The organism is Litchfieldia alkalitelluris (assembly GCF_002153425.1).
GTDB classification, from domain to species: Bacteria; Bacillota; Bacilli; order Bacillales; family Salisediminibacteriaceae; genus Evansella; species Evansella alkalicola.
Genome location: NZ_KZ119600.1, coordinates 750,627 through 773,415, shown reverse-complemented (window position 1 = coordinate 773,415; position 22,789 = coordinate 750,627). Strand labels below are relative to the sequence as shown.

The window sequence follows — 22,789 nt, the reverse complement described above, 5'->3', positions numbered from 1 at the left end:
GTTTTGTCCGCTGGCTTGGGGTCTGCGGACATTTCAGCGATACAACTAGTCTATTTTGTCCGCTGACCTTGGTTCTGCGGACATTTCAGCGAGCTAACTAGTCTACTTTGTCCGCTGGTCACGATTCTGCGGACATTTCAGCGACCTAGCTAGTCTACTTTGTCCGCTGGCCACGGTTCTGCGGACATTTCAGCGAGCTAGCTAGGCTATTTTGTCCGCTGACCTGGTTGCTGCGGACATTTCAGCGAGCTAACTAGTCTACTTTGTCCGCTGGTCACGATTCTGCGGACATTTCAGCGACCTAGCTAGTCTACTTTGTCCGCTGCTCTAGATTCTGCGGACATTTCATCAAGCTAAATAGTCTACTTTGTCCGCTGGTCACGATTCTGCGGACATTTCAGCGACCTAGCTAGTCTACTTTGTCCGCTGGCCACGGTTCTGCGGACGTTTCAGCGAGCTAGCTAGGCTATTTTGTCCGCTGACCTGGTGGCTGCGGACATTTCAGCGAGCTAACTACTCTACTTTGTCCGCTGGCCACGATTCTGCGGACATTTCAGCGAGCTAGCTAGGCTACTTTGTCCGCTGACCTCGAGGCTGCGGACATTTCAGCGAGCTAACTACTCTACTTTGTCCGCTGGCCACGATTCTGCGGACATTTCAGCGAGCTAGCTAGGCTACTTTGTCCGCTGACCTCGAGGCTGCGGACATTTCAGCGAGCTAACTACTCTACTTTGTCCGCTGGCCACGATTCTGCGGACATTTCAGCGAGCTAGCTAGGCTACTTTGTCCGCTGACCTCGAGGCTGCGGACATTTCAGCGAGCTAACTACTCTACTTTGTCCGCTGGCCACGATTCTGCGGACATTTCAGCGAGCTAGCTAGGCTACTTTGTCCGCTGACCTCGAGGCTGCGGACATTTCAGCGAGCTAACTACTCTACTTTGTCCGCTGGCCACGATTCTGCGGACATTTCAGCGAGCTAGCTAGGCTACTTTGTCCGCTGACCTCGAGGCTGCGGACATTTCAGCGAGCTAACTACTCTACTTTGTCCGCTGGCCACGATTCTGCGGACATTTCAGCGAGCTAGCTAGGCTACTTTGTCCGCTGACCTGGTGGCTGCGGACATTTCAGCGAGCTAACTAAGCTATTTTGTCCGCTGCTCACGAGTCTGCGGACATTTCAGCCAGCTAGCTAGGCTACTTTGTCCGCTGACCTAGATTCTGCGGACATTTCAGCGATATAACTAAGCTATTTTGTCCACTGGCCTAGAATCTACGGACATTTCAGCGAGCTAGCTAGTCTACTTTGTCCGCTGCCCTAGAATCTACGGACAGCAACGCAAAAAACTCCCTTCACATGTAATGAATGGAGCCAGCTACCACTAAAATTTATTCAAATTTCCTAACCGATCCGATTCAAGAGCTTTTCTTATCCTATTCATTCAAATCTCCGCAGTCACGGCATTCACCTCAATCACCCACAGTCACGGCCTCCGCCTCTATTCCACCTCAGTTCGCCTCAAATCTCCACAGTCACAGCCTCCCCCTAAATTCGCACCAGTCACCACCCCATCCGCCTCAATTCCGCCCACATCCAGCTCAACCACTTCAAGTCACCGACGCAGCATATTCATTATTAAAAATACACGATTATGTTATGGTAGAAATACTGAATAAACTAACTTTCACAACAATGGGGTGTTATTATCTATCCTTACATATTCATTATGTTGGTTGTTTTCTTCTATGCAGGAAACATCTTGATTGGGAAAGCAATCAACGAACTGCCACCATTTACAATTGCTTTTTTTAGACTGCTCATCGCATTCACCGTTGTTTTTCCAATCGGATATTTAAGCGCTTGGAAAAATCGAATGACCTTCTGGGAATATAGAAAGCCATTTCTTATCATGACTTTAGCCGGCGTCACATTTTTCAACACCTTCATTTATGGTTCACTACAATTCACAACAGCTTCAAACGTTGCCGTACTTGAAACTGTCATTCCAGTCGTCACTGTCATTCTGAGTGCCTACATACTTAAGGAAAAATTACTAAAAATTCAATGGTTAGGGGTAGCACTCTCCTGTATTGGTGCCGTATGGGTGGTTATGGACGGACGCATACTTAACTTGGCCTCCATGCACTGGAATGTGGGAGACTTTATCATGATTGGCGCCATTGCTTCATGGTCAATCTACTCCATCTATGTCAAGCAGTACATGCATCTTTTTCCAACATATGCTGCCCTTACAGTTATGACAGGTATTTCCGTCATTGTTCTACTGCCTATCGTGCTCACTGAATGGTTCTTTACAGGCATTCCATCACTCGGGAATCCAGGGTATATTGCAGGACTTCTCTATTTAGGGATCTTCCCTTCCTTAATTGCACTCATTTTATATAACAGAGTGGTTAATGTCCTTGGACCATCGAAGGCTTCCGTTTTTCTTAACTTTCTTCCAGTGGTGACAATGATTGGAGCTTACTTCTGGCTTGGGGAAAACATCACTGTGATGCAGGTCATCGGGGCACTTATCGTTATAGGTGGCGTAATACTAACAACGCTTAAGAAGAGCGATACGGCGAAAAAACTAGCAGATAAAAGCGCCTCCTAAAGACACTTCTCCATTAGAAGTGTCTTTCTCTATAGTCAAATGTTTAAATTCTCTCTCTCACGGTAAAAGAAAACTAAGACGAGGTAAACTACAACTACAAAACATTTGAGGAGGAATCATCGAATGTTAGTTTTTGCAACACAATTACAAGAGTTTAATGTACAAGCAACCAATGGTGAATTAGGAAAAGTAAAGGACATTTATTTTGATAAAGAAAATTGGACTGCCCGTTATCTCGTTATTGACACAAGAAAATGGCTCCCTGGCAAAAGAGTTCTTCTCTCTCCCGTCACATTCGATCATGTGGACTTTGAAAACAAAACAGTCAATATACTAGAAACAAAGGAAAACATTAAAGATAGTCCAGTCGTTGAAGAGGACGAGCCCATTTCTAGACGAAAAGAAGCTATCTTGAACACTTATTTTGCCTGGCCCCATTATTGGAACCACCATGATACTACAAATCATGGTGCTTTCCCTACACCTGAAGAATTAAAGCACGCAGCACGAACGGAACCAAACCTCACTCCTGAACAAGAAGAATCACGTATGTTGGCAAGTGTGAATGAGATGAAAGGCGATTTGACTGGCTTTAAGGTGAAAACTTCTGATGGAAAACTCGGCAAGGTAACTAATTTCATCATTGATGATAATAACTGGAAACTTCAATACTTTGTTGTGGATACAAAACCGATGTTACATGGGAAATTTACTGCCCTATCAGTAGATTGGATGGAAGAAATCTCTTGGGAAGAGAAGGAAGTTATCATTGACCTTCCGAAAGACTTGGTAGAAAATGGCCCTTTCTTCGAATTCAACACACCGTTTACGAGAGAAGATGAAAGAAGACTTCATGAAAGCTATAACAAGACACCATATTTTTAAATATTTGGATAGGCGAGTAGTACTGGTCTGCTATAGTCACGTAAGGTTAAGTTTAGGAAAGCCTTACGTGATTTTTTATGTCTACGAATTCATCTTTCATTTGCGTTTGACACTCAAATCCTACTTCGCTATAGTTAGTAACAAAAGCAAAACACTACTAAAAACAATGGATGGATTAGATAACATGAGCGATAAAGCAAAACAATCAAAACAACCAAATCAACAAAATGAAGGAAATACACCAAATGATGAAACTAACATTGACTCAAACAGCGCTAAGATTAATCCCCCTGCAGCTGACACTGTTGAACCGCCAAAAAGAAATGTAAAAGCAATCATTTCTCTTGTATTAAGTATTGGGTCTCTATTTATATCATTTTTTGAATTTTTTATTGGCATACCAATGGCTATTATTGCACTTGTTTCTGGTATATTAAGCCTTCGGGAGATAAAAACCACTCAAGAAGTAGGACGTAAAATGGCGATTGCAGGGATCATCATCAGCATACTCTCCATCTTAACCCCATTCCTCCTTGCAGCACTCGTCTTCTATCTTTATATGAATATTGGTGGTTGATGATTGAAGTATCAAAAATAATAAATCATAACTAATAAAGATGGGGCCTAATCATTTTAGAATAGGACCCATCTTTTAGTATTCCCTTTTCCAACTAAGCTTCCTCCAACTCTTGCGTAATCCCCGTGAGCTTATCTGCGGAAGCTGCGACCTCATCAAAGGTTGCACCAATCTCATTCACTCTCTGCACAAAATCAGTAAATTCATTTTTAATACTCGCATTTTGCTTTTTAGAGTTCTGTAAAGTATCAAGTATTTCATCAAAGTGACTCTGTGTCTCTTCCATACTTGTGTTGCCTTCATTCACTTCAGAACGAATCCTCTCAAGGGAATCGGTCAATTTATCCATTTGCTCATTAGTATTTGAAATAAGATTAGAAACATTACCGACTGACTTTTTCGTTTCGTCTGATAATTTCCTTACCTCATCTGCTACGACAGAAAAACCTTTCCCATGCTCTCCAGCTCGGGCAGCTTCTATCGCAGCATTTAATGAAAGTAAATTAGTCTGTTCTGCAATTCCAGTTACCATGTTAATAATATCCTGCATTTGCTTTGATATCTCCAAAAGGCCCGCTACATCTTCCCTTACTTCATCAATAACATGTTGAATCTTCGACATGTTTTGATGGTGCTTCGTGATGTGCTCCTTTCCTTTTACAGAACGGCCCTCTGCCAATGTGGATAAATGATCAGCATCAGTAACAAATCTATTAATTTCTTCTGACTGTGACTGCAACTCCTGGAAAGATGCATTTACTTCTTCAGAGACTGCTGCAAGGCTCAAAGCAGCTGTCGAGACTTCTTTACTCAATTCTACCTTCTGGTTCTCTGCTTCTTGTTTTATCCGGGCTGTTTCTTGGTCATATGCTTCTAAAACAAGTTGTTGCTCTAAATTAAATATTTTCGTTACAGCCCTCATTGCTTTAAACGCATCTGCTTTTCGATAGTTTCCATCTTCAATCAACTGAATAATTGATAACAGTAAGTCTTGAAAAGAACACATATACCATTTCGTTTCAAGGCCGATTTTTACATGAACATAAGCAATTCTCAATCGTTTCTGTATGTACTCCTCATTAATGACGCCACTAAACATTTCACGAATATGAATCGTAAGCGTTTTCTTTAATCTGTCAAATGAGCTATGATCCTGAATAATATCTGTAAGTGATGATTCCGTCTCAATGTTTTTATAGAACTTATCCACTAAATCCTTTAAGTTCTCTTCAATGGTGGGCTGAAGTGCTCTCACCACTGCTAAATCCTCTTTTGTTAAATCAATCATTTCAATTTGATTGTTTAAGCTGCTTCCGCCTTCTTTGGCTAAAAAATCAATGTCACCTATCGACTCAACGTCATACTCTAATAGTCGCTCTTTTTTCCCCTTTAGAAACATCATAACTCCCCCGATTACTATTTTTCTATAGTATAAGCCCCACGCTTTTTCTAAATATAGCATAATTCTCCAAATAGGAGGGAGGGAATACACCTTTAGAACTATGATTATGTTAAAAAGTCCTAGATTCATTATCTAGGACTTTCAAAAAACAGATACTATTTTTTTACTACAGGCATCCAAATCTCACTCTTATTATCTTTGCTCCCTAAAATCTCTGGTCCCTCCACATGCTCATAGCCAGAAGATGGAAACCATTCAGAATAAATCCTTCCCCAAGTATCTTGGACTTTCTCCCAATCACCTTCTACTTCAAAGACTGCCCAGGAGTACCCATCTATTTGAAGCTCATCTAAACCTTCTGGACATGGTTTCGTCGTTGCAGCAGCAATATAATAATCTAGTTCTCCATTTTCTACACCATCTTCTGAAAAGTTTGCACATACATTAATAATTCCTGATGGTTCTAAATCAGAAAGCTCCTCAATCTGCGTATAGGTTTCATCACTGATCGATTCCCACATCTCTCCAATTTCAGGATTTGTACCTGTTGGAACCAGTTTAACTCTTTTTTTCCACCCAACAATACGAAAAGCTGTCTTTTTTTCTATTCTATAATTCATTTCCGTTCCTCCCTTAATGGTTAGTTGGAAGGTCATTCTAGGAAAAGCTTTCAATGAATGGCCATGTTCACGGGCTTCAGAAGGAGTAACACCATGAATGATTTGAAATGCCCTGGTAAATGAGTCTGGAGATCCATACCCATATTTCATGGCTACATCAATTACCTTCAAGTCCCTATCCTTTAGTTCAAAAGCTGCTAATGTGAGACGACGTCGACGAATATATTCAGACAAGGATACTCCAGCCAGAAACGAAAACATTCGTTTGAAATGATATTCAGAGCATTGTGCAATCATCGCAACTACTTTAAAATCAATGTCCCCTTCTAAATTATCCTCAATATAATTGATGGCACCATTCATGTTTTCCAGCGAATCCATTAATATGACCTCCCTTTCCTTTATAGAATAGCAATTACAGGCTGCTCCAACCCGATAATGTGTGCACAGTTTTGTAGGATTTTCAGCTAGTTCCTCCCATTCCCACAATAACGAAGTATTTTTTGAAATATCTTATTATTCAACAAAAATAACAGTGAAATTATGTTAAAATGATTTTTAAGAATACATAAGTCTTGGAAAACTATGATTTTTAAGGTGGTAATAATGATGTTTTGGATTTATTTTATATTGGCATTTATCGCTGTGTTCGCTCTAAACTATCTAATCCAATTTGCTTTAAGAAAACAGTTTAATATAGAAAAAAGAAAAATTTTCGGCAGTAATCACGTGAATCGGACGCATAAGATAATTGAAAGAACAATCAGTATAACTTTCGCTATAGTTACTCCCTTTATCCCCTTATTACAAACAAATGGCTACCTTTCGCTTAACTTTTTCTTTATGGCCTTACTTTTGTACCTATTAACCGTTTCAATAATCAACGCTCATTTTGAGAAAAATTATTCTGACAAACCAAAGCAGGCCATACTTTCCATCAGTGATGCAGCCTACTTTTCATTTGTTATCCTTGCTATCATGCAGTTTGGTTTATTGGACTTCATCTAAAAAGCGCATGGGCCACGGTGGTTTCCCACTGAACCCATGCGCTTTCTTCTTACAGATAATCTTCAATTGTCTCCGTCACATCATGTGGCCCCCAAGACCTATTGGATGGTATGACAAGCTTCAACCCGAGTTTTGGATAAAAAGAAGATGCAAAGCTCACACCAGGGTCATAACCCATCACGTGATATTTAAATATGTCATCATCTTTTTTGCTTATCCAAACGCCATATCCATAATACTCGTCCCCATCAACTTCCTCTTGTGCATAAGGTGTTAGTAATTTTCTAGTCATATCTTCTTTAAGGAGCCTATTCGTCAATAGGGCCTCCCAAAATCGAATCATGTCTTTGGCAGTGATAAAAGCGCCACCATCAGATCCACCTATTATTGGTAGAGAATATATATTCGTTCTCCATGACCCATCTTCCTCATCAATATATCCTAAGGCTGTATTCCCTGGAAGGCAGTCGAAAGAGAAATACCCAGACTCTTTCATTTCTGCTGGAGAAAAAATATGTTCTACTACATAATCTTGAAATTTCTGCCTCGAGATTGATTCCACAATTAAACCTAGGAGAATAAATCCGCCATTATTATAGTGAAACTTCTCTCCTGGGGAAAACATCATTTTCTGATCCTGAAACAGGGGAAGAAAATCTTCTAATCTTTTAATCCGATACATTGGATTTTGCTTCCAAAGGTCTTCAAAATCATCCATCACAGCTTCATCAAAATAATCTGGCACCCCTGATGTATGGGTAAGGAGATGATGTACTGTCACCTTTTCATCAAAGTGAGGAAAGTTCGCTTCTAAACAGTCCTCCAACTTCGTTTCAAATGTAAGCAAGCCTTTTTCTACGAGTTGACATATGGCAACTGCTGTGAAAATCTTGCAACCGGATGCTATTCCAAAGCGTGTATCCATGTTATTTTCTAGTTTGTCTGACCTGTTTGCAAAACCAAATGCAGACTCAAATAAGACGTCTTCATTATCTTTCCCAAGGATGACACCTGAAAAGTTGATTTTGTCACACTGCTCCTTCACTAATTCCATTACGTTGCTATTTAGTTTTTTGTTCATATTAAATAAGCTCCTTTGCTTTTAATCAAATGACTTTAGCAACGGACAACATATTTTTAACGGTTCCTGGACTCAAAAACATGTTACCACATTTATCCACCCTTTAGTGTGCTTTTTTCAGAAGATTGCTAATTGATATTTTGTCATATTGATCTTTTTCATCAGATACCCCTAGTTCTTCAGACCAGAGCTGGAGAGATATGGGATAATAATAAGGAAATCTAGAATTCCATACCAGGTCATCAGTGCGGGATCAGGTATGCGATCTTCAAAAATTACATTCTCATACCTGATCTAGGCGAGATTAGGTATGAGATCTTCTAATTCTACATTCTCATACCAGATCAGGGCGAGATCTGGTATGAAAAATGCATTTCTTTGATTCTCATACCAGATCAGGGCCAGATCTGCTAGTCCAATCCATACCAACCTAAATAATTAATTTAGGGTAAATCACCAATAATTTTGAGTTAAAATAAGAATCATTTATGATAATACTAATACATAGACAAGGACAGGGAGGAAAATAAAATCATGAAAGAAATCATCTCAATTGATGAAGTAGAACAACTTAAGAACCAAAATGATATGGCTCTCATATACGTATTTGCTGAGAGGTGAAGCGTTTGTCATGGTCTCCTTCCTCAGGTTGAGGAAGTTCTACAAGCATTCCCAAAGCTCGAGGCAAGATTAGTTGATTTAGATAAAGTTCCACAAATTGCAGGTGAACTGATGGCATTCACAGTGCCAGTCATTGTTTTATATGTAGATGGAAAAGAAGCATTGAGGGAAGCAAGGATCGTTCATATAGAGAAATTCAAGGAGGATATTGCGAAAATATACAATATGGTATTCGAATAAGGTTTCCCTGAGAATAGTTTTTGTTGCATTGGTGTGCGCTACAGCCTACTCGCTTTCTGCGGATGACCACTTTGGATAGCGAGTACCTTTTAACAAAACATTAATTGATTTTTTAACATACATCAAGAAACCCCAGAATGAATAATTTCCACATTACTCATTCTGAGGTTTCTCTACTAACTCCGTATTATCCCTATTCCACTAAGCCCGGCGTTCCATTAAGTTAATTCCAATCCCCATGCATACAACACCGAACAATAGCATAATGGATATTGGCTGTAATAGCTCAGGCATACCCATGTTATAAATAGCGGCACCTTTCAAAGCGTCCAACCCATAATATATCGGCATCCCTTTTGATAATGCTAGCATGATTTCATTCGAAACAACTTCAATTGGCCAATAAGCACCACCGAGCATTGCCATCGCCGTAGCCAAGATTGGAATAACTGCCTGCATTTGCTGTGATCTTTTAACTAAGCCCATCACGAGCATGCCAAGGCTGACGATTGCAAATGCAAAACAACCAATGACGAGTAACAGCGTTCCGTATCGCTCCCCTAAATCAAATCCAAAAACCACTTGAAAAAATAAGAATGCAACAACAATTTGAATCATTCCTATTAAAAAGCTGTAAAGCAAATGACCAGTGTAAACTTGCCACTTGTATAGGGGAGAGACGATAAGGCGATCCCAAGTTCCAACCCTTTTTTCCTCCGCTACATTCATTAAACTGTACATCATTGTGTAAATGGAGAAAAATAGTGTCATGCCAAATAGGAAATGGAGCCGTTCATCAAAAGCATAGGAACTCTCTTCTCCACTTAAGGACTCCGTTGTCACCTTCATGGTAGGATCACTCATTACCTTATCTAGATTAGAATAAAATTCATCTGCGTTTACATGAGAAGCCACTTCTTGCAATCGAAGCTCCTCTGAAAACACTTGATATACATAGTTTTCAATCATTACACTTGAAGGATCCTGCACTGCAATGAGAATCTGATAATCGTCATTCATAAGCTTTAAGGCCATCCCAGCACTTCTGCTAGTAACTGCTTCAACAGCTTCTGATTCCTCTACCCAATGAAAAGTGAGATTTCCCTCTTCATTTAAGCGGTCAAGCCATTTATCCCTATTCTCTTCCTCCAAGGTAGGATCGCCATAAGTGTAGATTGTAAACTGACTATTCGGCCCACCAAATCCTGCTAACACCGATACGAACAAAATCGTTAATCCAAGAAAAGAGAGTACAAGTATTGGTGCCCGACGTAGGCGCTGCCATTGTAATAGAAACACAGATATCATCTACACCGACCTCCTTTTTGGAAAAATTAAAATGCTAACAGCAATCAAGATAATAGCCAGAATAGCAATTCGTATCAAATAAGGAAGAATCACCATCAAATCAAGCTCCTGCATCCATTTCAAAAATGCTGTTAATGCTGCACCATTTGGTGTCCAGTTTCCTATCGCGCTAATGAATGATGGCATTTCGGACGTTGGGAAGAAGCTTCCTCCAGCAAATGCAAGTAGAGTCACAATCCCACCTGAATAAATATGATTTATTGCATCGTTTTCGTACTTTACGGCAATTGATGTTAACAGGGCAGCAAATCCTCCTACACAAATTGCAAGAATAACTCCAATGATAATTATCCCACCCCAGAAGGCTAGATCGTCCAACGGAAAGGTGCGAAAAACCAGAGTGGACAACAGAAACAATATCACTAGTTGGATAAATGAGATAACCGATGCGGAAATGATTTTTCCACCTAAATATATAATCGGGTGTTGATTTGAAAGCATGATTCGATTAAATACATGCTGCTTTTTTTCCACATATGCTTTACTAGCAATGGTCGATCCAACAAATAATACAAACATGACGGCCATACTAATCGTGTAATATTGAAAAGAAGTAATAGGATCACGAGGAGTAATCGATTCAATCCCACCAAAATCCTGTGTCCCCCAGTCCCCTTGTTCAGCAAGCTCGTATAGCATCTCTTCCTCTCCCATCTCTATGAGGGTATGGGATATCGCCGTTTCAAAATTTAAGGTGTTTACAAAGCGATTTATAATGTTAAGAAACACTTCTGTCGTGAGCGAACTATAATCCTTTACCGTAATAAGAAGTTCACTTCCTTCCCCTTCGTTTAATATCATTTTCTGAAGTGTACGGTACGTGAAATGTTCAGGAATGGTTAACAAAGCGGAAACTTCCTCATTCTCTAAAGCTTCTTTCCCTTGTAAAAAATCGAGTTCTACTAGTGTCACCATGTCCGTAATACTTTCATGGTTCAATAAATCTATTAACATCGTATAAGGCTCTGCTTCTTCTGCAGCATATTGTAGCTCCTGAACCACTTCAAGGGGCATTCCCGAGCTTTCCAATTCCTCAATGAATGTGACGATCCCTTGCTGTTCATCATCCTCCATCACAAATCCTATGTCCAAGTGAATGTCAGCTGTTTCTCCACCTAGAACTCCCCGTAATGCGAAGCTCAGTATAGCGATTAATATAACTGGCATGAGTAAGAGGAGGATTAATTCTGTACGATCTCGAAGCAAAACGAGTATATCCTTCTTAAGAAAATTGCCCATTTTTTTCACCTCAATCCCTAAGCTTTCTGCCAGTTAGGTGTAAAAACACGTCTTCCAATGTTGGCACTTGCACATTGACATTTAGAATCTGTGCTTGATGACGTTCTGCAATTTGAAATATACTTCCGAGCAATTTACTTCCCTTTGGTACAATTAGCTTCAAACCTTTAGTCGTCTCCAGCGCCTGCCTAATTCCTTCATGTGACTGCAAGTCTGTGACTAAAGCTGGGTAAGGGCGGTCTAAATCAATTAAGATCGTCTCCTCACCTGATAAAATACTTTTTAACTCGTCCTTCGTTCCTGATGCGATTACTTGACCATGGTCCATAATATAAACGCGGTCACAAAGTCGCTCCACTTCCTCCATGTAATGGCTCGTATAAAGGACGGTTAAGCCTTTCTCCTGATTGAGATGTCTCACTGTATCTAGGATGTGGGTCCTTGATTGAGGATCAATCCCTACTGTTGGCTCATCCATTATAAGAAGTTCTGGTTCATGAAGCATTGCTGCTGCCATGTTAATCCGTCTTTGCATACCTCCAGAATAAGTTTTAACAATATCCTTCTGGCGATCTCGCAACCCGACTATTTCCAATACTTCCTGAATTTTTAAATCTAACTCTTTCCCTTTTAGACCATATATTCTGCCAAAAAACTTTAAGTTTTCGTATGCAGTAAGCTCTTCATATAATGCAATTTCTTGTGGAACAACTCCGAGTACATTTCGAATAATCCCTGGATCCTTTAGGACGCTTTGTCCTTTCAATTTAACGTCTCCAGAAGTCGGTTTAATAAGGGACGAAATCATAGAAATAGTCGTTGATTTCCCTGCTCCATTTGGCCCTAACAGCCCTACCGATTCTCCTTCGTCCATATATAAATTAACACCATCTACTGCTGGCTTACCTTTAAAAACCTTTTTTAGCTCTTCCGTTTCAAGCATATTGCTACCTCCTTTTTTTCATTAAGCTCTCTTAAATACAGATGTTGATTTATTGTTACAGGTACTCGCTTTCACGCAAGGTACAAGTGCGACATCTGCTCATTCTTCGCAGTGTCTTCTTTGCCGCGGGCGGCTGGTAAGCCTCCTCCAAATTCCGCCTAAGAACTTGCCCACGTCCTGTGGGCAACGGCGTAATGTCGGCGTCCTGCCTCCTGCATCTGCGGGGTCTTACCCCTGCCTTTAATCCCGCAGGAACGAGCATAAACATCACGAGTATGCTGCGAGTTGTCTCGACGGATACACTACGAAGCATTTGCTCGTAGAGGAAGAGACAGGTGCACCTTCCACAAAAATCAAAAAGTATTAAATATCAACATTATCCTGTAACAGAGCTATTCATTAAGCTACTTTTTCAATTGTTCTTAGAAAAACATAAATATTACCGACGCGGTACAGCCTTATCCACTTGCTTAATCAAAGTATATACATAAAAAGACAGTGCTCCCACTGTCTTCAGTCATCACTTTTTTGTTTTACCATGACTTAAGTCATTTTATCTTCTTGAACGAAACAAACAGCCATTACTACAATACCCTAAACAATCTCATGTCTAATGGCATAGATCGCAATCTGCGTGCGATCCCTCAGCTCAAGCTTATCTAGGATGATACTAATATGGTTTTTTACCGTACCTACAGATAACGCTAATTCTTCCGCTATTTCCTTGTTGCTCCTGCCCTCGCCAATTTTACGGATAATGTCTAGCTCTCGAGGTGTGAGGGACGGATCCGCTTCTTCTGAAACCTGCTGCTGTTGTTTAATAAGGCGTGGCATTACTTTTGCAGCCACTTGATCCTGTAAAGATAGTCCCCCAGCTAAACAACTTCGAATAGCTTTTATCAACTCCTGTGGTTCTGCATCCTTCAACATATAACCACTTGCCCCACTCTTCAGTGCCTCCAGCGCATATTCATCATCATTAAATGTCGTCAATATGAGTACTTTCCTATCTGGCCAACGGGAGTGAATGATACGTGCTGCTTCTAAGCCGTCCATTTCAGGCATACGAATATCTAGAATGATCACGTCAAAATGATGTTTTTCACAAAGAGAAATGGCTTCCTTTCCATTACTCGCTTCTCCAATGACCTTCATCACTTCATCCGTCTCCACCATCATTTTCAAACCATGCCTCACCATTCCTTGATCCTCAGCTAACAAAATCCGTATCATTCCGTTCCCCTCCTATTCACATCTAATAATGGTAAAGTGCCTCGCACTATAAATTGATCATCATATTGAGCAATGTCAAGTGTTCCCCCAACTTGCTCCATTCGTTCTCTCATTGAGGAAAGTCCAAATCCCTCTTTTATTCGGCTCTCTGTTTTCAATGGATTTGAGACTTCAAACCTGAATACCCCACCAGCAGGCGCTTCAAAAACAATTTCTACTTCCCTTCCCCCCGAATGGCGCATTACATTCGTCAATGCCTCCTGTACAGCGCGGTACACTGCCACAGATTGTTCATTACCTAATGGGGCTGTTAATGCGCCATGCCTAATCGAGAAATGAACCCGCATATAATTTTCCGCTTCCAACTTCCGTATAAGTCTAATAATCGCCGTTAGGCCACCAACTTCATCTTGTTTCAACGTTTTTACAGCACTCCGCGTTTCCTCAAGACTTTCCTTTGCCAGCTGTTTTAATTCCAATAATCTTTGGTCATCAACCTGATCTTCTTGTCCCTTTTGCTCCATTCGGACAACTTCAAGTTGCATAAGTAAAGCCGTTAATTTGTGTCCAACAGAATCATGAATTTCCCTTGCAATTTGAGCCCTTTCCTCTTGTCTTGCAGCCTGCTCCTCATTCACGAGGCGTCGCTTAAGTTTTCTATATTCACTAAATAACGCTTCATTTCGTGCTTCAATTCCATCGACCTTCGTTTTCGTTTGACGGTAAGTCACTAACGCAAGGCTCAGCAACGCACCATACAAGATGAGAAATGCTGGTGCAAAGCTCGGATAGTGGGAAAAATAAGGTGCAACCATTCCAGTTAGCAAGATGCCTCCCACAAAGACACTTTGCCAAGAAAGGGTGATGACCGACATACCTGCAATGATAGTAAAAACAAGAAGAACGTATACATTTACTGTTCCATCATTTTCAGGCCAAAGGATGATGACAGCGAGCAAAGCTGCAGCACTCATGATGATCGTATAAATGATTTGATTTTTCTTAAATAAAGGTAACAGGAAAATGACAGCAAAGAAGGCCGCACTCCCAACAATCTGAAAAGGAATCTCTAGTAAGCTCCCTTCAAATTGTAATAAGGCAAATAGCCAAGATATCATTAGTAATAATAGCCATATCAAATATGTATTCAAGCCAATTCTCCCCTTGAAAAACTTGATTTTCGTACCAATAACCAATTACTAGTCTTATCATAGCAAAACCGCAATAACAATTATATGAATTTTGCGAGCTGTTTCGATTTGATGCTTCGGTGAGAGCTTGATAGTGCCTGAAAACCTTATGGGTTGTGCGCTCCGGGCACTATCTCTGCTCATTAGTGCCCGAAACATTGATGGGACCTTCGCTCCGGGCACTATCAATGCTCATTAGTGCCCGAAACCACTTTGAGACCTCCGCTCCGGGCACTATCTCTACTCATTAGTGCCCGAAACCACATCGAGACCCGCGCTCCGGGCACTATCACAACTCATTAGTGCCCGAAACATTGATGGGACCTTCGCTCCGGGCACTATCTCAGCTCATTAGTGCCCGAAACACATATGGGACCTCCGCTTCGGGCACTATCACTACTCATTAGTGCCCGAAACACATATGGGACCTTCGCTCCGGGCACTATCTCAGCTCATTAGTGCCCGAAACCACTTTGAGACCCGCGCTCCGGGCACTATCACAGCTCATTAGTGCCCGAAACCACTTTGAGACCTCCGCTCCGGGCACTATCTCTACTCATTAGTGCCCGAAACACAAATAAGAACTACGCTCCGGGCACTATCTCAGCTCATTAGTGCCCGAAACACATATGGGACCTCCGCTCCGGGCACTATCACAGCTCATTAGTGCCCGAAACCACATCGAGACCTGCACTCCGGGCACTATCAATGCTCATTAGTGCCCGAAACACAAATAAGACCTCCGCTCCGGGCACTATCACAACTCATTAGTGCCCGAAGCCACATCGAGACCTCCGCTCCGGGCACTATCACAACTCATTAGTGCCCGAAACCACATCGAGACCTCCGCTCCGGGCACTATCACAACTCATTAGTGCCCGAAACACAAATAAGAACTCCGCTCCGGGCACCAACACCCACCACTTACAAAAATACCTAATTACCCCTCAACAAAAGATCCACCCTAAATAGGGAACTCCGCCCATAGCGCTTGAAACTACGCTCAAATCATGCATTCCAAGTAACATAAACACAAAAAGAGGGTCTCTCTCGAAAGTCCAAATACAAAACTTTCGGAGACACCCTCAACCAGCAATCATTAAATACAATCTACCCCTATTGAAACAACCCAATAAACCAATTCCAAATTCTTGCGAAGAATCCAGGCTCCTCACCACTGTCCATTACGTCCAGTTCTGAATCAGACGACATAATTTGAATTTCCACTTCGTCGTCCAAAGCGTCCTGTAATACTGGATCCTCGACTACTGCCATCTCTTTATTACCAATTGCATCGTCACCAATGAGTAACTGTGGTTGTTGCCCTTCAACCACTTCTACCATTTCGTCCCCAAACAGTTCGTGAATAACTGCCACCGTTTCTTCATTAAATGGGGAAATTCCAACTTCCACTCTGCTGTTTATAATATCAGGCGAAGTATAATAAACAGATATCCCTTTATCTTCTAATACATTCTCTTCAAAAACAGCATGATCAATTTCACGTTGTTTTTCCATCAATTCCTTTTCCGTGTATGGAACAACTCGAAAGGCAACATCCCCTGGGTCGTCCGCCACCAAGGCTTCTATCTCTTTCTTCACTTCATCTGAAGGCTCCACTGTAAAGGAAAGGATAATTGTTCCTGCAGGATTCTGTTCATAGTCCAGGTGAAGGCTGGCAAATTGACTCGGATCCACGTGATCATTAATATACTCACGGATTTGATCAATTTAATCGAAAGAATGAAACTCAGGTGCCTCATCATCTAGCTCAATCAACAAGTTTTCCCCGTCCCTCACTTCCCCTGATTCTGCTAAAACAGAACTAGAAAATAAACTAAATATCCCGATCGTTATTATGGATAAAAAAGCAAGCGTATGTCTAAAACTCATAAATAAACCTCCCTCATAACCTCTTTTCAATATATTAGACGAGGTTATATGAGAGAGGTTACATCCTTTTTACAAATTAGAACGATAAACGATAAATCAGAATTGTATTATCGCAGACTTCCATTAAATTTAATAAGCAATATCTTTTTTCTGAAAGTAAACAGTTGTGATAGTCATTAAGATGATGCAATATACTGCAATGATCATCAAGGAAAACGGCAGTGTCACACCTTCTATTAACGTGCCCTGCCTCGCATATTCAGGCAAACTTAAGTGTGGAAGAATGATGAACTTATACCATGCTTTATTTTCTAGTAACATACCGAACGGCTGAGATATATTTGTGAAAAACAAAGTGAAGATACCAACCCCAACGGCTAATGCCTGACTCTTAAATAACGTGGAGATGCAAAAGGATATAATGACAAACACGAGCATATTCAACGTATACAACCCGAGTTTTGAAAAAATTAATTCATGTCCAGGTGCAACAAAATTCCCTTCTGCACCCCATTCCAGTACAGCACTACCCCAGCTAGCTGTTTCAAACAAGATGGTTCCCATCAGCAACATGGTTACAAACAAGATAACAATTAAAATGAGAGAAAATAAAACCACAATAATAAACTTCGACAATAGAAACTGCCAGCGCTCAAACGGCCTAATAAGCAACTGCTTAATGGTGCCTGTATTTAATTCAGATGAAACAACTGTACTCGCAACTATCACACTAAACAATGTAATGAAAGAGGCCGCCATAAGAAACGTATCATTCAAGAAGGAGATATTGGTTACGGCATTAGGGTTTACTCCTGCCTCTAAATATGCTTGATTTTGCTCCACCCTCATTTCTGCCATATCCCGATCCCAAGCTTCTGCATCTGAAGAATTCATCAGCTCCTGGTCGCTTTCTATTTCCATTTCTAAACCTACTTGCCAGTCTCCAGACTGATTTCCACTACCCATATTAGATTCAAGGGCTTGATACAAGAAGCTTATTCCAACAGTAATTACAACGATCAAGATTACAAAAATCCATGGCTGTTTTTTTGTCCATAGCTTTATCCATTCATTTTTTAGTAACGATATCATGCACAGCCCCCCTAACCTTCATTTGCCAGATTCGTCACTTGTAAGAATCGGTCTTCCAATGTTGTTTTTACGATCTCTATTCCAAATACATCTATTCCTTTTTTTACAAGGAAACGGTTTAATTCGGGGATCTTATCATGAGCGAGTTTAATAGTTACGACATTGCCATTTGTTTTCATAAGCTCATAATTACTAGATGCGCCGTCCAATACAAGATCAAGAGATTGTCCTTCAGCAACTGTCACAGCTATAAGTACTGATTTATTGTCTGAGTCCGAACCATTACTTATATTGGAAACTTCCGTAACATCAATTACTTTTCCACGCTCCATTATCACTACCCTATCGCACATGAGCTGCATTTCGCTTAATAAGTGAGAAGAAACGAGTGTTGAAGTGCCTTCTTTGGCTAAAACTTTTAAGTAGTCTCTTAAATCACGAATCCCTTGTGGGTCTAGTCCATTTGTTGGCTCATCAAGAATGAGTACGGCAGGTTTATGTATGATTGCCTGGGCAACACCAAGGCGCTGCTTCATACCTAAAGAGTATGTTTTGACCTTATCATGAATGGCATGTTCCAACTTAACAAGCTGCACCACTTCATTTAATCTATCAGTCGTAATATTTTGGCGAGCCATTCGGGCATACTGCTGTAAGTTTTTAAAACCAGATATATGTTCGTAAAAAGCAGGGTTTTCTACAATTGCTCCAATATCTTCTTTACACCTTTGCCCTTCTACGTCTAGGTTTTTCCCGTTAATGACTACTTTACCAGCCGTCTTGCCAATAAGACCTACAAGCATTCTAATTGTCGTTGTTTTACCAGCGCCATTAGGCCCTAACAGACCGAGGATTTCCCCTCTTTTCATCTGAAAGGACATTTCATTTACTATTTTTTTGTTACCCTTCACTGTTTTCGTAAGACCTTCTACTTCTAAAACAAAGTCTTCCATTCAAAAATGCCCCCTAATTTGTTTCTAATAGTATTAGACGTTTGAGAGTAGAGAAAGTTTCAAATATTTGTAAATTAGTTCTTTGGTAGGAGGTTAAATTTTAGATTTGAGATTGAGGTTGCTCTTTGGGTTGGGGGGGGCAGTTAAAAGCGTAAGAAGAAACGATTTCAAGAAGAAGGACAATCGTGGAGTTTTTTATTTTTAGACATGAATCCAATCAAAAACTTGATTTAATAAATATGGTAAACGTAGAAAGGGAGATTCCATTCTCCCTTTCAATTTTAACTGCTATTAAAGGAGGTATTCTCATGACACACACAAACTTACCTCTAGGCGGTTTCTCATTTATTCTAGTAGTGTTCGTTCTACTAGTAATTATTGGTGCCGTTGTCGTTACACCAGGTTACTAATCTAATTTCATAAGGTCACCATTTAGGTGTCCTTCAATTTATTCCCCTCTAGAGCAAAAGCCTGGATCTCGGCTTCAGTGGGCATTCCCCCCTGAGCTCCGAATTTCGTAACAGCTATGGCGGATACAAGGGAAGCATACTCCAGTGCTTCCCTTATTTTCTTTCCTTCACCTATTGCAAATCCGAGAGCCCCATTAAAAGCATCACCTGCTCCAGTTGTATCTACAACTGTCACCTGATATCCTGATTCATACTCCACTTGATCACTCTCATTTAAGTACGCTGACCCCTTTTCCCCTAGAGTAGTGACTATATGATTTACACCCTTCATTCGCAACTCTTTCATCCCTACTTCTAGTGAATCCTTACCTTTATCTAGCCCAGTATAGCTAATCAATTCCGTTTCATTTGGAGTAAAAATATCTATGTTGGAAAATATCTCATCCGGAAGTGGTTGTGCTGGTGCCGGATTCAACAGCACAGTTTTCCCGTATGACTTTGCTTTTTTTGCAGCATAAACGACTGTTTCTATAGGTATCTCTAATTGCAATAAAACAACATCGCAACATACTAATTTATCTTCATTTTCATCAATATCGTCTGGGGTTAATCTTTCATTTGCACCTGGAATGACAACAATTCTGTTATCCCCTTCTGATAGATAAATAGAAGCTGCACCGGAAGATGTACCCCCGACCTTTTTCACTCCAGAAATGTCTACATCATTCTCCTCTAAACTATTTAGGAGTTGCGACCCAAATGCATCATCTCCCACTGCTCCTATGATGCTTGTTTCCGCTCCCAGCCGTGCACATGCAACTGCCTGATTGGCTCCCTTTCCTCCAGGTACAAAACTCACCTTTTGCCCTAATACAGTTTCACCTTTTTCTGGTACTTGCTTTGTTTCCACAACAATATCCATGTTCATGCTACCAATAACAACGAGTCTCGGCTTAGGCATTTGTCCACCTCCTCCTATTTCACCATCTATTTTATACCTTGAGGACATTAACAATCATCATCATCCTGGCCACACATTTCTTCTGACGGAACCCATTGCGGCGGCCTCTCCGTTTCCATTAGGAGATCTACAATTTCCTCATAATCCATCATATCATTAACCTTACGACCATTCACATAGATAGAAGGTACAACGTCTACATCTAAACCTCTCGTGACCTGACGCGTCCTGCGTATTACATCATAGTCTAACTCAACTTCCTCCCAACCAGACAAATTCATTTCCTGTGACACGTTTGCTATATATTCTTCTGATCCCCATTCTTCTATTGTATGGTCTGCAAAAATTCTATTTAGCAATTCAAAATAGCGTTCAGGGTGTGTCTCCTCCACCTGCTGTGTAAACTCTGTTAAGGCGAGTGATTGTTTACTTAAGTAAACTTGTGGGATGGAAAAATACTTTACTTTACCTTGATCAATAAAATCATCCTTTAGTTTTGGAAACACTTCCTCCAGCCAATCCTTACAAAACGGACACATGTAATCCAAAACTAGGATCACTTCATTTGTAGCAGATTCTTCTCCTAAATAGACCCTGTCTACTGTAAATTCAATCGTTTCATAGACTTCATATTCATCAATTGTTCTAGACTCAGCAAGATATGCTTCACCTGTAGAGTCTATACCACTCCCACTACTCATATTAAAAAGAAATAAACCAGACATCACCACTAGTGCTAGTATCAATAACAGCTTCACAATCCCAAACACCCATTTCATTATTTGAGCCACCCCCTAGTTTAAAAAACCATTATATTACACTCTTTCTAAGTTTTATCATAACTAGATTTAGAAGGAATGGCATGCGTGTTTGTTACAATTTCATGTCCGAGTACACCCTCAGATTTTAATGCGTCATCGCCCCTTGAACCAGAGTGTAGATGAACCTATCTTTTATCTTTTTCCCATCAAACTCATCAAGGACGTTATTTATGAGGATAGAAAAAATTAGCCTCTCCCCGTTCGCCGTCTCCACATACCCAGATAAAGAAGATACAGTGGACAAGGTTCCTGTCTTTGCCCATACTTTCCCCTCTAACTGTTTTTGTTTCAAACGATTTTTCAATGTTCCAGCATCTTTTTTATCCGCTGCCCCAGCGACCGGTAAGGAGTCAAAGAATGCTTGGAACCAATCCTCATGTTGGACTTCATATAATAATTTTGTTACCTCATTTGCTGGTATGGCGTTCACATGAGAAATGCCCGATCCGTCCCTTATCACCAGCTCATCTATAGAAATGTCCCATTCACTTAAGGCGTCTCCCACAACATCAAGCCCCTTTTTCCAGCTTCCTTCTCCATGAACTTGTCTCCCCATTTCTTTTGCTAAAACTTCACCATAGCTATTGATACTTTGCTTCATGAAAGGAATGATGAGTTCAGATAACGGCGACGATTTTTTTCCCACAATCTCCGTGACGTTATCTGGTGCTTCATGAAATGTAAGGTCCCCTAAAACGATGACCCCTTGGTCCTTTAAGGCTTCATAAAACATTTTACCCGCCAACTCCTGAGGTTCCCAAACTGGTACAATCTCTTTTTTGTTTTCACTATTGATTGGAACTTCGCCGTCGACCACTATGGTGTTAGTTCCATGTTTTCGCGTAATCTCCAGTTCCTTATCATGTTCACTTTCCTCTGTAACGGTAACTGTTTCATTCACAATACGAACGTCAGCCATTGCGGGAAATACTTTCACTACGGCTTTGTCGTCAACCCTTTCCCCTGGAAGGCTCTCCACAATAATGCAGGCCGTTTCACTATCTTTCATTGGAGAAAGGCTTAATGCAGAAATTTGCGCTGCGTAATCATAAGTCTCGTCACTCCAAGGAACATCTATCGAATACCTGACATCATCGTACCAAGTATCATCTGCCACAATGTCACCGCGAATGACTTTCACACCAGCATCTTTCACACCCTTTGCCAACGCTACTATGTCTTGGTATGTTAGGGCTGGATCACCTTTTCCTTTTATATAAAGATTTCCATTAAGCACCTTCCATTTCATTTTCCCATCGGTCAATATTTCAGTTTGAAAGGTGTGGTCTTTCCCAAGCACTGATAATGCAGCCGCGGCCGTAAATAACTTCAAATTGGAAGCTGGCTTTAAACGAGTTTTTCCATTGTAATCGTATAATAACTCACCCGTTTCAGCTGACCTGACACTAACACCAACCACGGCTCCCGTTAATGCTGATTCTTCTTGAAAAATCGTATTTAATATATCTCCCATTTGAGTGGAACTGGTTGTCCCATAGACAATTTGAGTATTTACTATTAGCAATATTAAAGCTACTGTTAGTATTCTTTTGAAAAAATTCAAGAGTCTGGTGCCCCTTTCAATATTGAATGTCCTCCACACATTAATGTAAAACAATCCCATTTCGTTTATACTA

The 22,789-nt window shown here is 40.7% G+C and carries 21 protein-coding genes; 6 read left to right on the top strand and 15 right to left on the bottom strand.

Annotation, left to right across the window (positions count from 1 at the left end; genetic code table 11):
* Window positions 1-1,700 precede the first annotated feature (1,700 nt).
* The 3 genes from BW724_RS03620 to BW724_RS23455 all read left to right on the top strand — a co-directional run bounded on the left by BW724_RS03620 (window position 1,701) and on the right by BW724_RS23455 (window position 4,077).
* Window positions 1,701-2,615: a DMT family transporter gene (locus tag BW724_RS03620; RefSeq protein WP_328588739.1), complete on the top strand. Its 915-nt coding sequence runs from the start codon at window positions 1,701-1,703 to the stop codon at window positions 2,613-2,615.
* A gap of 123 nt (window positions 2,616-2,738) precedes the next feature.
* Window positions 2,739-3,500: a PRC-barrel domain-containing protein gene (locus BW724_RS03615; protein ID WP_088073717.1), complete on the top strand. Its 762-nt coding sequence runs from the start codon at window positions 2,739-2,741 to the stop codon at window positions 3,498-3,500.
* Between the two features lie 184 nt (window positions 3,501-3,684).
* Window positions 3,685-4,077 carry a DUF4190 domain-containing protein gene (locus BW724_RS23455; protein WP_176371279.1) on the top strand — a complete coding sequence of 131 codons (393 nt, stop codon included), beginning with the start codon at window positions 3,685-3,687 and terminating at the stop codon, window positions 4,075-4,077.
* A 94-nt stretch (window positions 4,078-4,171) separates the two neighbouring features.
* Here the strand turns inward: BW724_RS23455 and BW724_RS03605 are convergent, their stop codons facing one another.
* Together BW724_RS03605 and BW724_RS03600 are read right to left on the bottom strand one after the other, a co-directional pair.
* Window positions 4,172-5,476 carry a globin-coupled sensor protein gene (locus BW724_RS03605; protein WP_235848884.1) on the bottom strand — a complete coding sequence of 435 codons (1,305 nt, stop codon included), beginning with the start codon at window positions 5,474-5,476 and terminating at the stop codon, window positions 4,172-4,174.
* Window positions 5,477-5,634: 158 nt separating this feature from the next.
* On the bottom strand, window positions 5,635-6,480 hold the full coding sequence (locus BW724_RS03600; RefSeq protein WP_088073715.1) for an AraC family transcriptional regulator: 846 nt from the start codon (window positions 6,478-6,480) through the stop codon (window positions 5,635-5,637).
* A 228-nt stretch (window positions 6,481-6,708) separates the two neighbouring features.
* Here BW724_RS03600 and BW724_RS03595 point away from each other — a divergent pair, with 228 nt between their 5' ends.
* A complete protein-coding gene (locus BW724_RS03595) occupies window positions 6,709-7,107 on the top strand; it encodes a DUF4181 domain-containing protein (RefSeq protein WP_176371278.1) in 399 nt (132 codons plus the stop codon).
* Window positions 7,108-7,156: 49 nt separating this feature from the next.
* Here the strand turns inward: BW724_RS03595 and BW724_RS03590 are convergent, their stop codons facing one another.
* The gene (locus BW724_RS03590) at window positions 7,157-8,188 is read right to left on the bottom strand and encodes a serine hydrolase domain-containing protein (RefSeq protein WP_176371277.1); all 1,032 of its coding nucleotides are present in this window, start codon (window positions 8,186-8,188) and stop codon (window positions 7,157-7,159) included.
* 732 nt (window positions 8,189-8,920) lie between these two features.
* On the opposite strand from BW724_RS03590, the gene BW724_RS24235 reads away from it, so the two are divergent.
* Window positions 8,921-9,049 (top strand): hypothetical protein, encoded by a 129-nt coding sequence (locus BW724_RS24235; protein ID WP_268876139.1) that lies wholly within the window; start codon window positions 8,921-8,923, stop codon window positions 9,047-9,049.
* 201 nt (window positions 9,050-9,250) lie between these two features.
* Here the strand turns inward: BW724_RS24235 and BW724_RS03585 are convergent, their stop codons facing one another.
* From BW724_RS03585 to BW724_RS03550, 9 genes are all read right to left on the bottom strand, one after another.
* Entirely contained in the window at window positions 9,251-10,357 is a 1,107-nt protein-coding gene (locus BW724_RS03585; protein WP_088073713.1) for an ABC transporter permease, read from the bottom strand.
* Window positions 10,358-11,656, bottom strand: coding sequence for an ABC transporter permease (locus BW724_RS03580; protein ID WP_088073712.1), 1,299 nt, complete (start codon window positions 11,654-11,656; stop codon window positions 10,358-10,360).
* 10 nt (window positions 11,657-11,666) lie between these two features.
* Window positions 11,667-12,599 carry an ABC transporter ATP-binding protein gene (locus tag BW724_RS03575; RefSeq protein WP_088073711.1) on the bottom strand — a complete coding sequence of 311 codons (933 nt, stop codon included), beginning with the start codon at window positions 12,597-12,599 and terminating at the stop codon, window positions 11,667-11,669.
* 594 nt (window positions 12,600-13,193) lie between these two features.
* Complete coding sequence (locus tag BW724_RS03570) at window positions 13,194-13,832, bottom strand: response regulator (RefSeq protein ID WP_088073710.1); 639 nt, start codon at window positions 13,830-13,832, stop codon at window positions 13,194-13,196.
* Window positions 13,829-14,983: a sensor histidine kinase gene (locus BW724_RS03565; protein WP_235848883.1), complete on the bottom strand. Its 1,155-nt coding sequence runs from the start codon at window positions 14,981-14,983 to the stop codon at window positions 13,829-13,831. Before BW724_RS03565 ends, BW724_RS03570 begins: the two co-directional genes overlap by 4 nt.
* A 1,155-nt stretch (window positions 14,984-16,138) precedes the next feature.
* Entirely contained in the window at window positions 16,139-16,720 is a 582-nt protein-coding gene (locus BW724_RS03560) for a hypothetical protein (protein WP_088073709.1), read from the bottom strand.
* 33 nt (window positions 16,721-16,753) lie between these two features.
* Window positions 16,754-16,915, bottom strand: a complete 162-nt coding sequence (locus tag BW724_RS23450) for a hypothetical protein (RefSeq protein WP_176371276.1) — start codon at window positions 16,913-16,915, stop codon at window positions 16,754-16,756.
* Between the two features lie 129 nt (window positions 16,916-17,044).
* Window positions 17,045-18,007: an ABC transporter permease gene (locus tag BW724_RS03555; protein ID WP_088073708.1), complete on the bottom strand. Its 963-nt coding sequence runs from the start codon at window positions 18,005-18,007 to the stop codon at window positions 17,045-17,047.
* Window positions 18,008-18,018: 11 nt separating this feature from the next.
* On the bottom strand, window positions 18,019-18,960 hold the full coding sequence (locus BW724_RS03550; RefSeq protein WP_088073707.1) for an ABC transporter ATP-binding protein: 942 nt from the start codon (window positions 18,958-18,960) through the stop codon (window positions 18,019-18,021).
* 185 nt (window positions 18,961-19,145) lie between these two features.
* Here BW724_RS03550 and BW724_RS24035 point away from each other — a divergent pair, with 185 nt between their 5' ends.
* A complete protein-coding gene (locus tag BW724_RS24035; RefSeq protein ID WP_088073706.1) occupies window positions 19,146-19,370 on the top strand; it encodes a sporulation protein YjcZ in 225 nt (74 codons plus the stop codon).
* 22 nt (window positions 19,371-19,392) lie between these two features.
* Here the strand turns inward: BW724_RS24035 and rbsK are convergent, their stop codons facing one another.
* From rbsK to dacB, 3 genes are all read right to left on the bottom strand, one after another.
* Window positions 19,393-20,331 carry a ribokinase gene (gene rbsK / locus BW724_RS03540; protein ID WP_088077651.1) on the bottom strand — a complete coding sequence of 313 codons (939 nt, stop codon included), beginning with the start codon at window positions 20,329-20,331 and terminating at the stop codon, window positions 19,393-19,395.
* A gap of 47 nt (window positions 20,332-20,378) precedes the next feature.
* Window positions 20,379-21,110 (bottom strand): DsbA family protein, encoded by a 732-nt coding sequence (locus BW724_RS03535; protein WP_088073705.1) that lies wholly within the window; start codon window positions 21,108-21,110, stop codon window positions 20,379-20,381.
* A gap of 127 nt (window positions 21,111-21,237) precedes the next feature.
* Window positions 21,238-22,716: a D-alanyl-D-alanine carboxypeptidase/D-alanyl-D-alanine endopeptidase gene (dacB, locus tag BW724_RS03530; protein WP_176371275.1), complete on the bottom strand. Its 1,479-nt coding sequence runs from the start codon at window positions 22,714-22,716 to the stop codon at window positions 21,238-21,240.
* Window positions 22,717-22,789 lie beyond the last annotated feature (73 nt).

What these genes read in the sequence shown, in the direction of transcription:
- BW724_RS03615 (WP_088073717.1), top strand. Translation starts at nt 2,739, where the DNA reads ATGTTAGTTTTTGCAACACAATTACAAGAGTTTAATGTACAAGCAACC.
- BW724_RS03535 (WP_088073705.1), bottom strand. Translation starts at nt 21,110, where the DNA reads ATGAAATGGGTGTTTGGGATTGTGAAGCTGTTATTGATACTAGCACTA.
- BW724_RS23455 (WP_176371279.1), top strand. Translation starts at nt 3,685, where the DNA reads ATGAGCGATAAAGCAAAACAATCAAAACAACCAAATCAACAAAATGAA.
- BW724_RS03590 (WP_176371277.1), bottom strand. Translation starts at nt 8,188, where the DNA reads ATGAACAAAAAACTAAATAGCAACGTAATGGAATTAGTGAAGGAGCAG.
- BW724_RS03555 (WP_088073708.1), bottom strand. Translation starts at nt 18,007, where the DNA reads ATGATATCGTTACTAAAAAATGAATGGATAAAGCTATGGACAAAAAAA.
- BW724_RS03605 (WP_235848884.1), bottom strand. Translation starts at nt 5,476, where the DNA reads ATGTTTCTAAAGGGGAAAAAAGAGCGACTATTAGAGTATGACGTTGAG.
- BW724_RS03585 (WP_088073713.1), bottom strand. Translation starts at nt 10,357, where the DNA reads ATGATATCTGTGTTTCTATTACAATGGCAGCGCCTACGTCGGGCACCA.
- BW724_RS23450 (WP_176371276.1), bottom strand. Translation starts at nt 16,915, where the DNA reads ATGAGTTTTAGACATACGCTTGCTTTTTTATCCATAATAACGATCGGG.
- BW724_RS24235 (WP_268876139.1), top strand. Translation starts at nt 8,921, where the DNA reads ATGGCATTCACAGTGCCAGTCATTGTTTTATATGTAGATGGAAAAGAA.
- BW724_RS03595 (WP_176371278.1), top strand. Translation starts at nt 6,709, where the DNA reads ATGTTTTGGATTTATTTTATATTGGCATTTATCGCTGTGTTCGCTCTA.
- BW724_RS03580 (WP_088073712.1), bottom strand. Translation starts at nt 11,656, where the DNA reads ATGGGCAATTTTCTTAAGAAGGATATACTCGTTTTGCTTCGAGATCGT.
- BW724_RS03550 (WP_088073707.1), bottom strand. Translation starts at nt 18,960, where the DNA reads ATGGAAGACTTTGTTTTAGAAGTAGAAGGTCTTACGAAAACAGTGAAG.
- BW724_RS03575 (WP_088073711.1), bottom strand. Translation starts at nt 12,599, where the DNA reads ATGCTTGAAACGGAAGAGCTAAAAAAGGTTTTTAAAGGTAAGCCAGCA.
- BW724_RS03600 (WP_088073715.1), bottom strand. Translation starts at nt 6,480, where the DNA reads ATGGATTCGCTGGAAAACATGAATGGTGCCATCAATTATATTGAGGAT.
- BW724_RS03570 (WP_088073710.1), bottom strand. Translation starts at nt 13,832, where the DNA reads ATGATACGGATTTTGTTAGCTGAGGATCAAGGAATGGTGAGGCATGGT.
- rbsK (WP_088077651.1), bottom strand. Translation starts at nt 20,331, where the DNA reads ATGCCTAAGCCGAGACTCGTTGTTATTGGTAGCATGAACATGGATATT.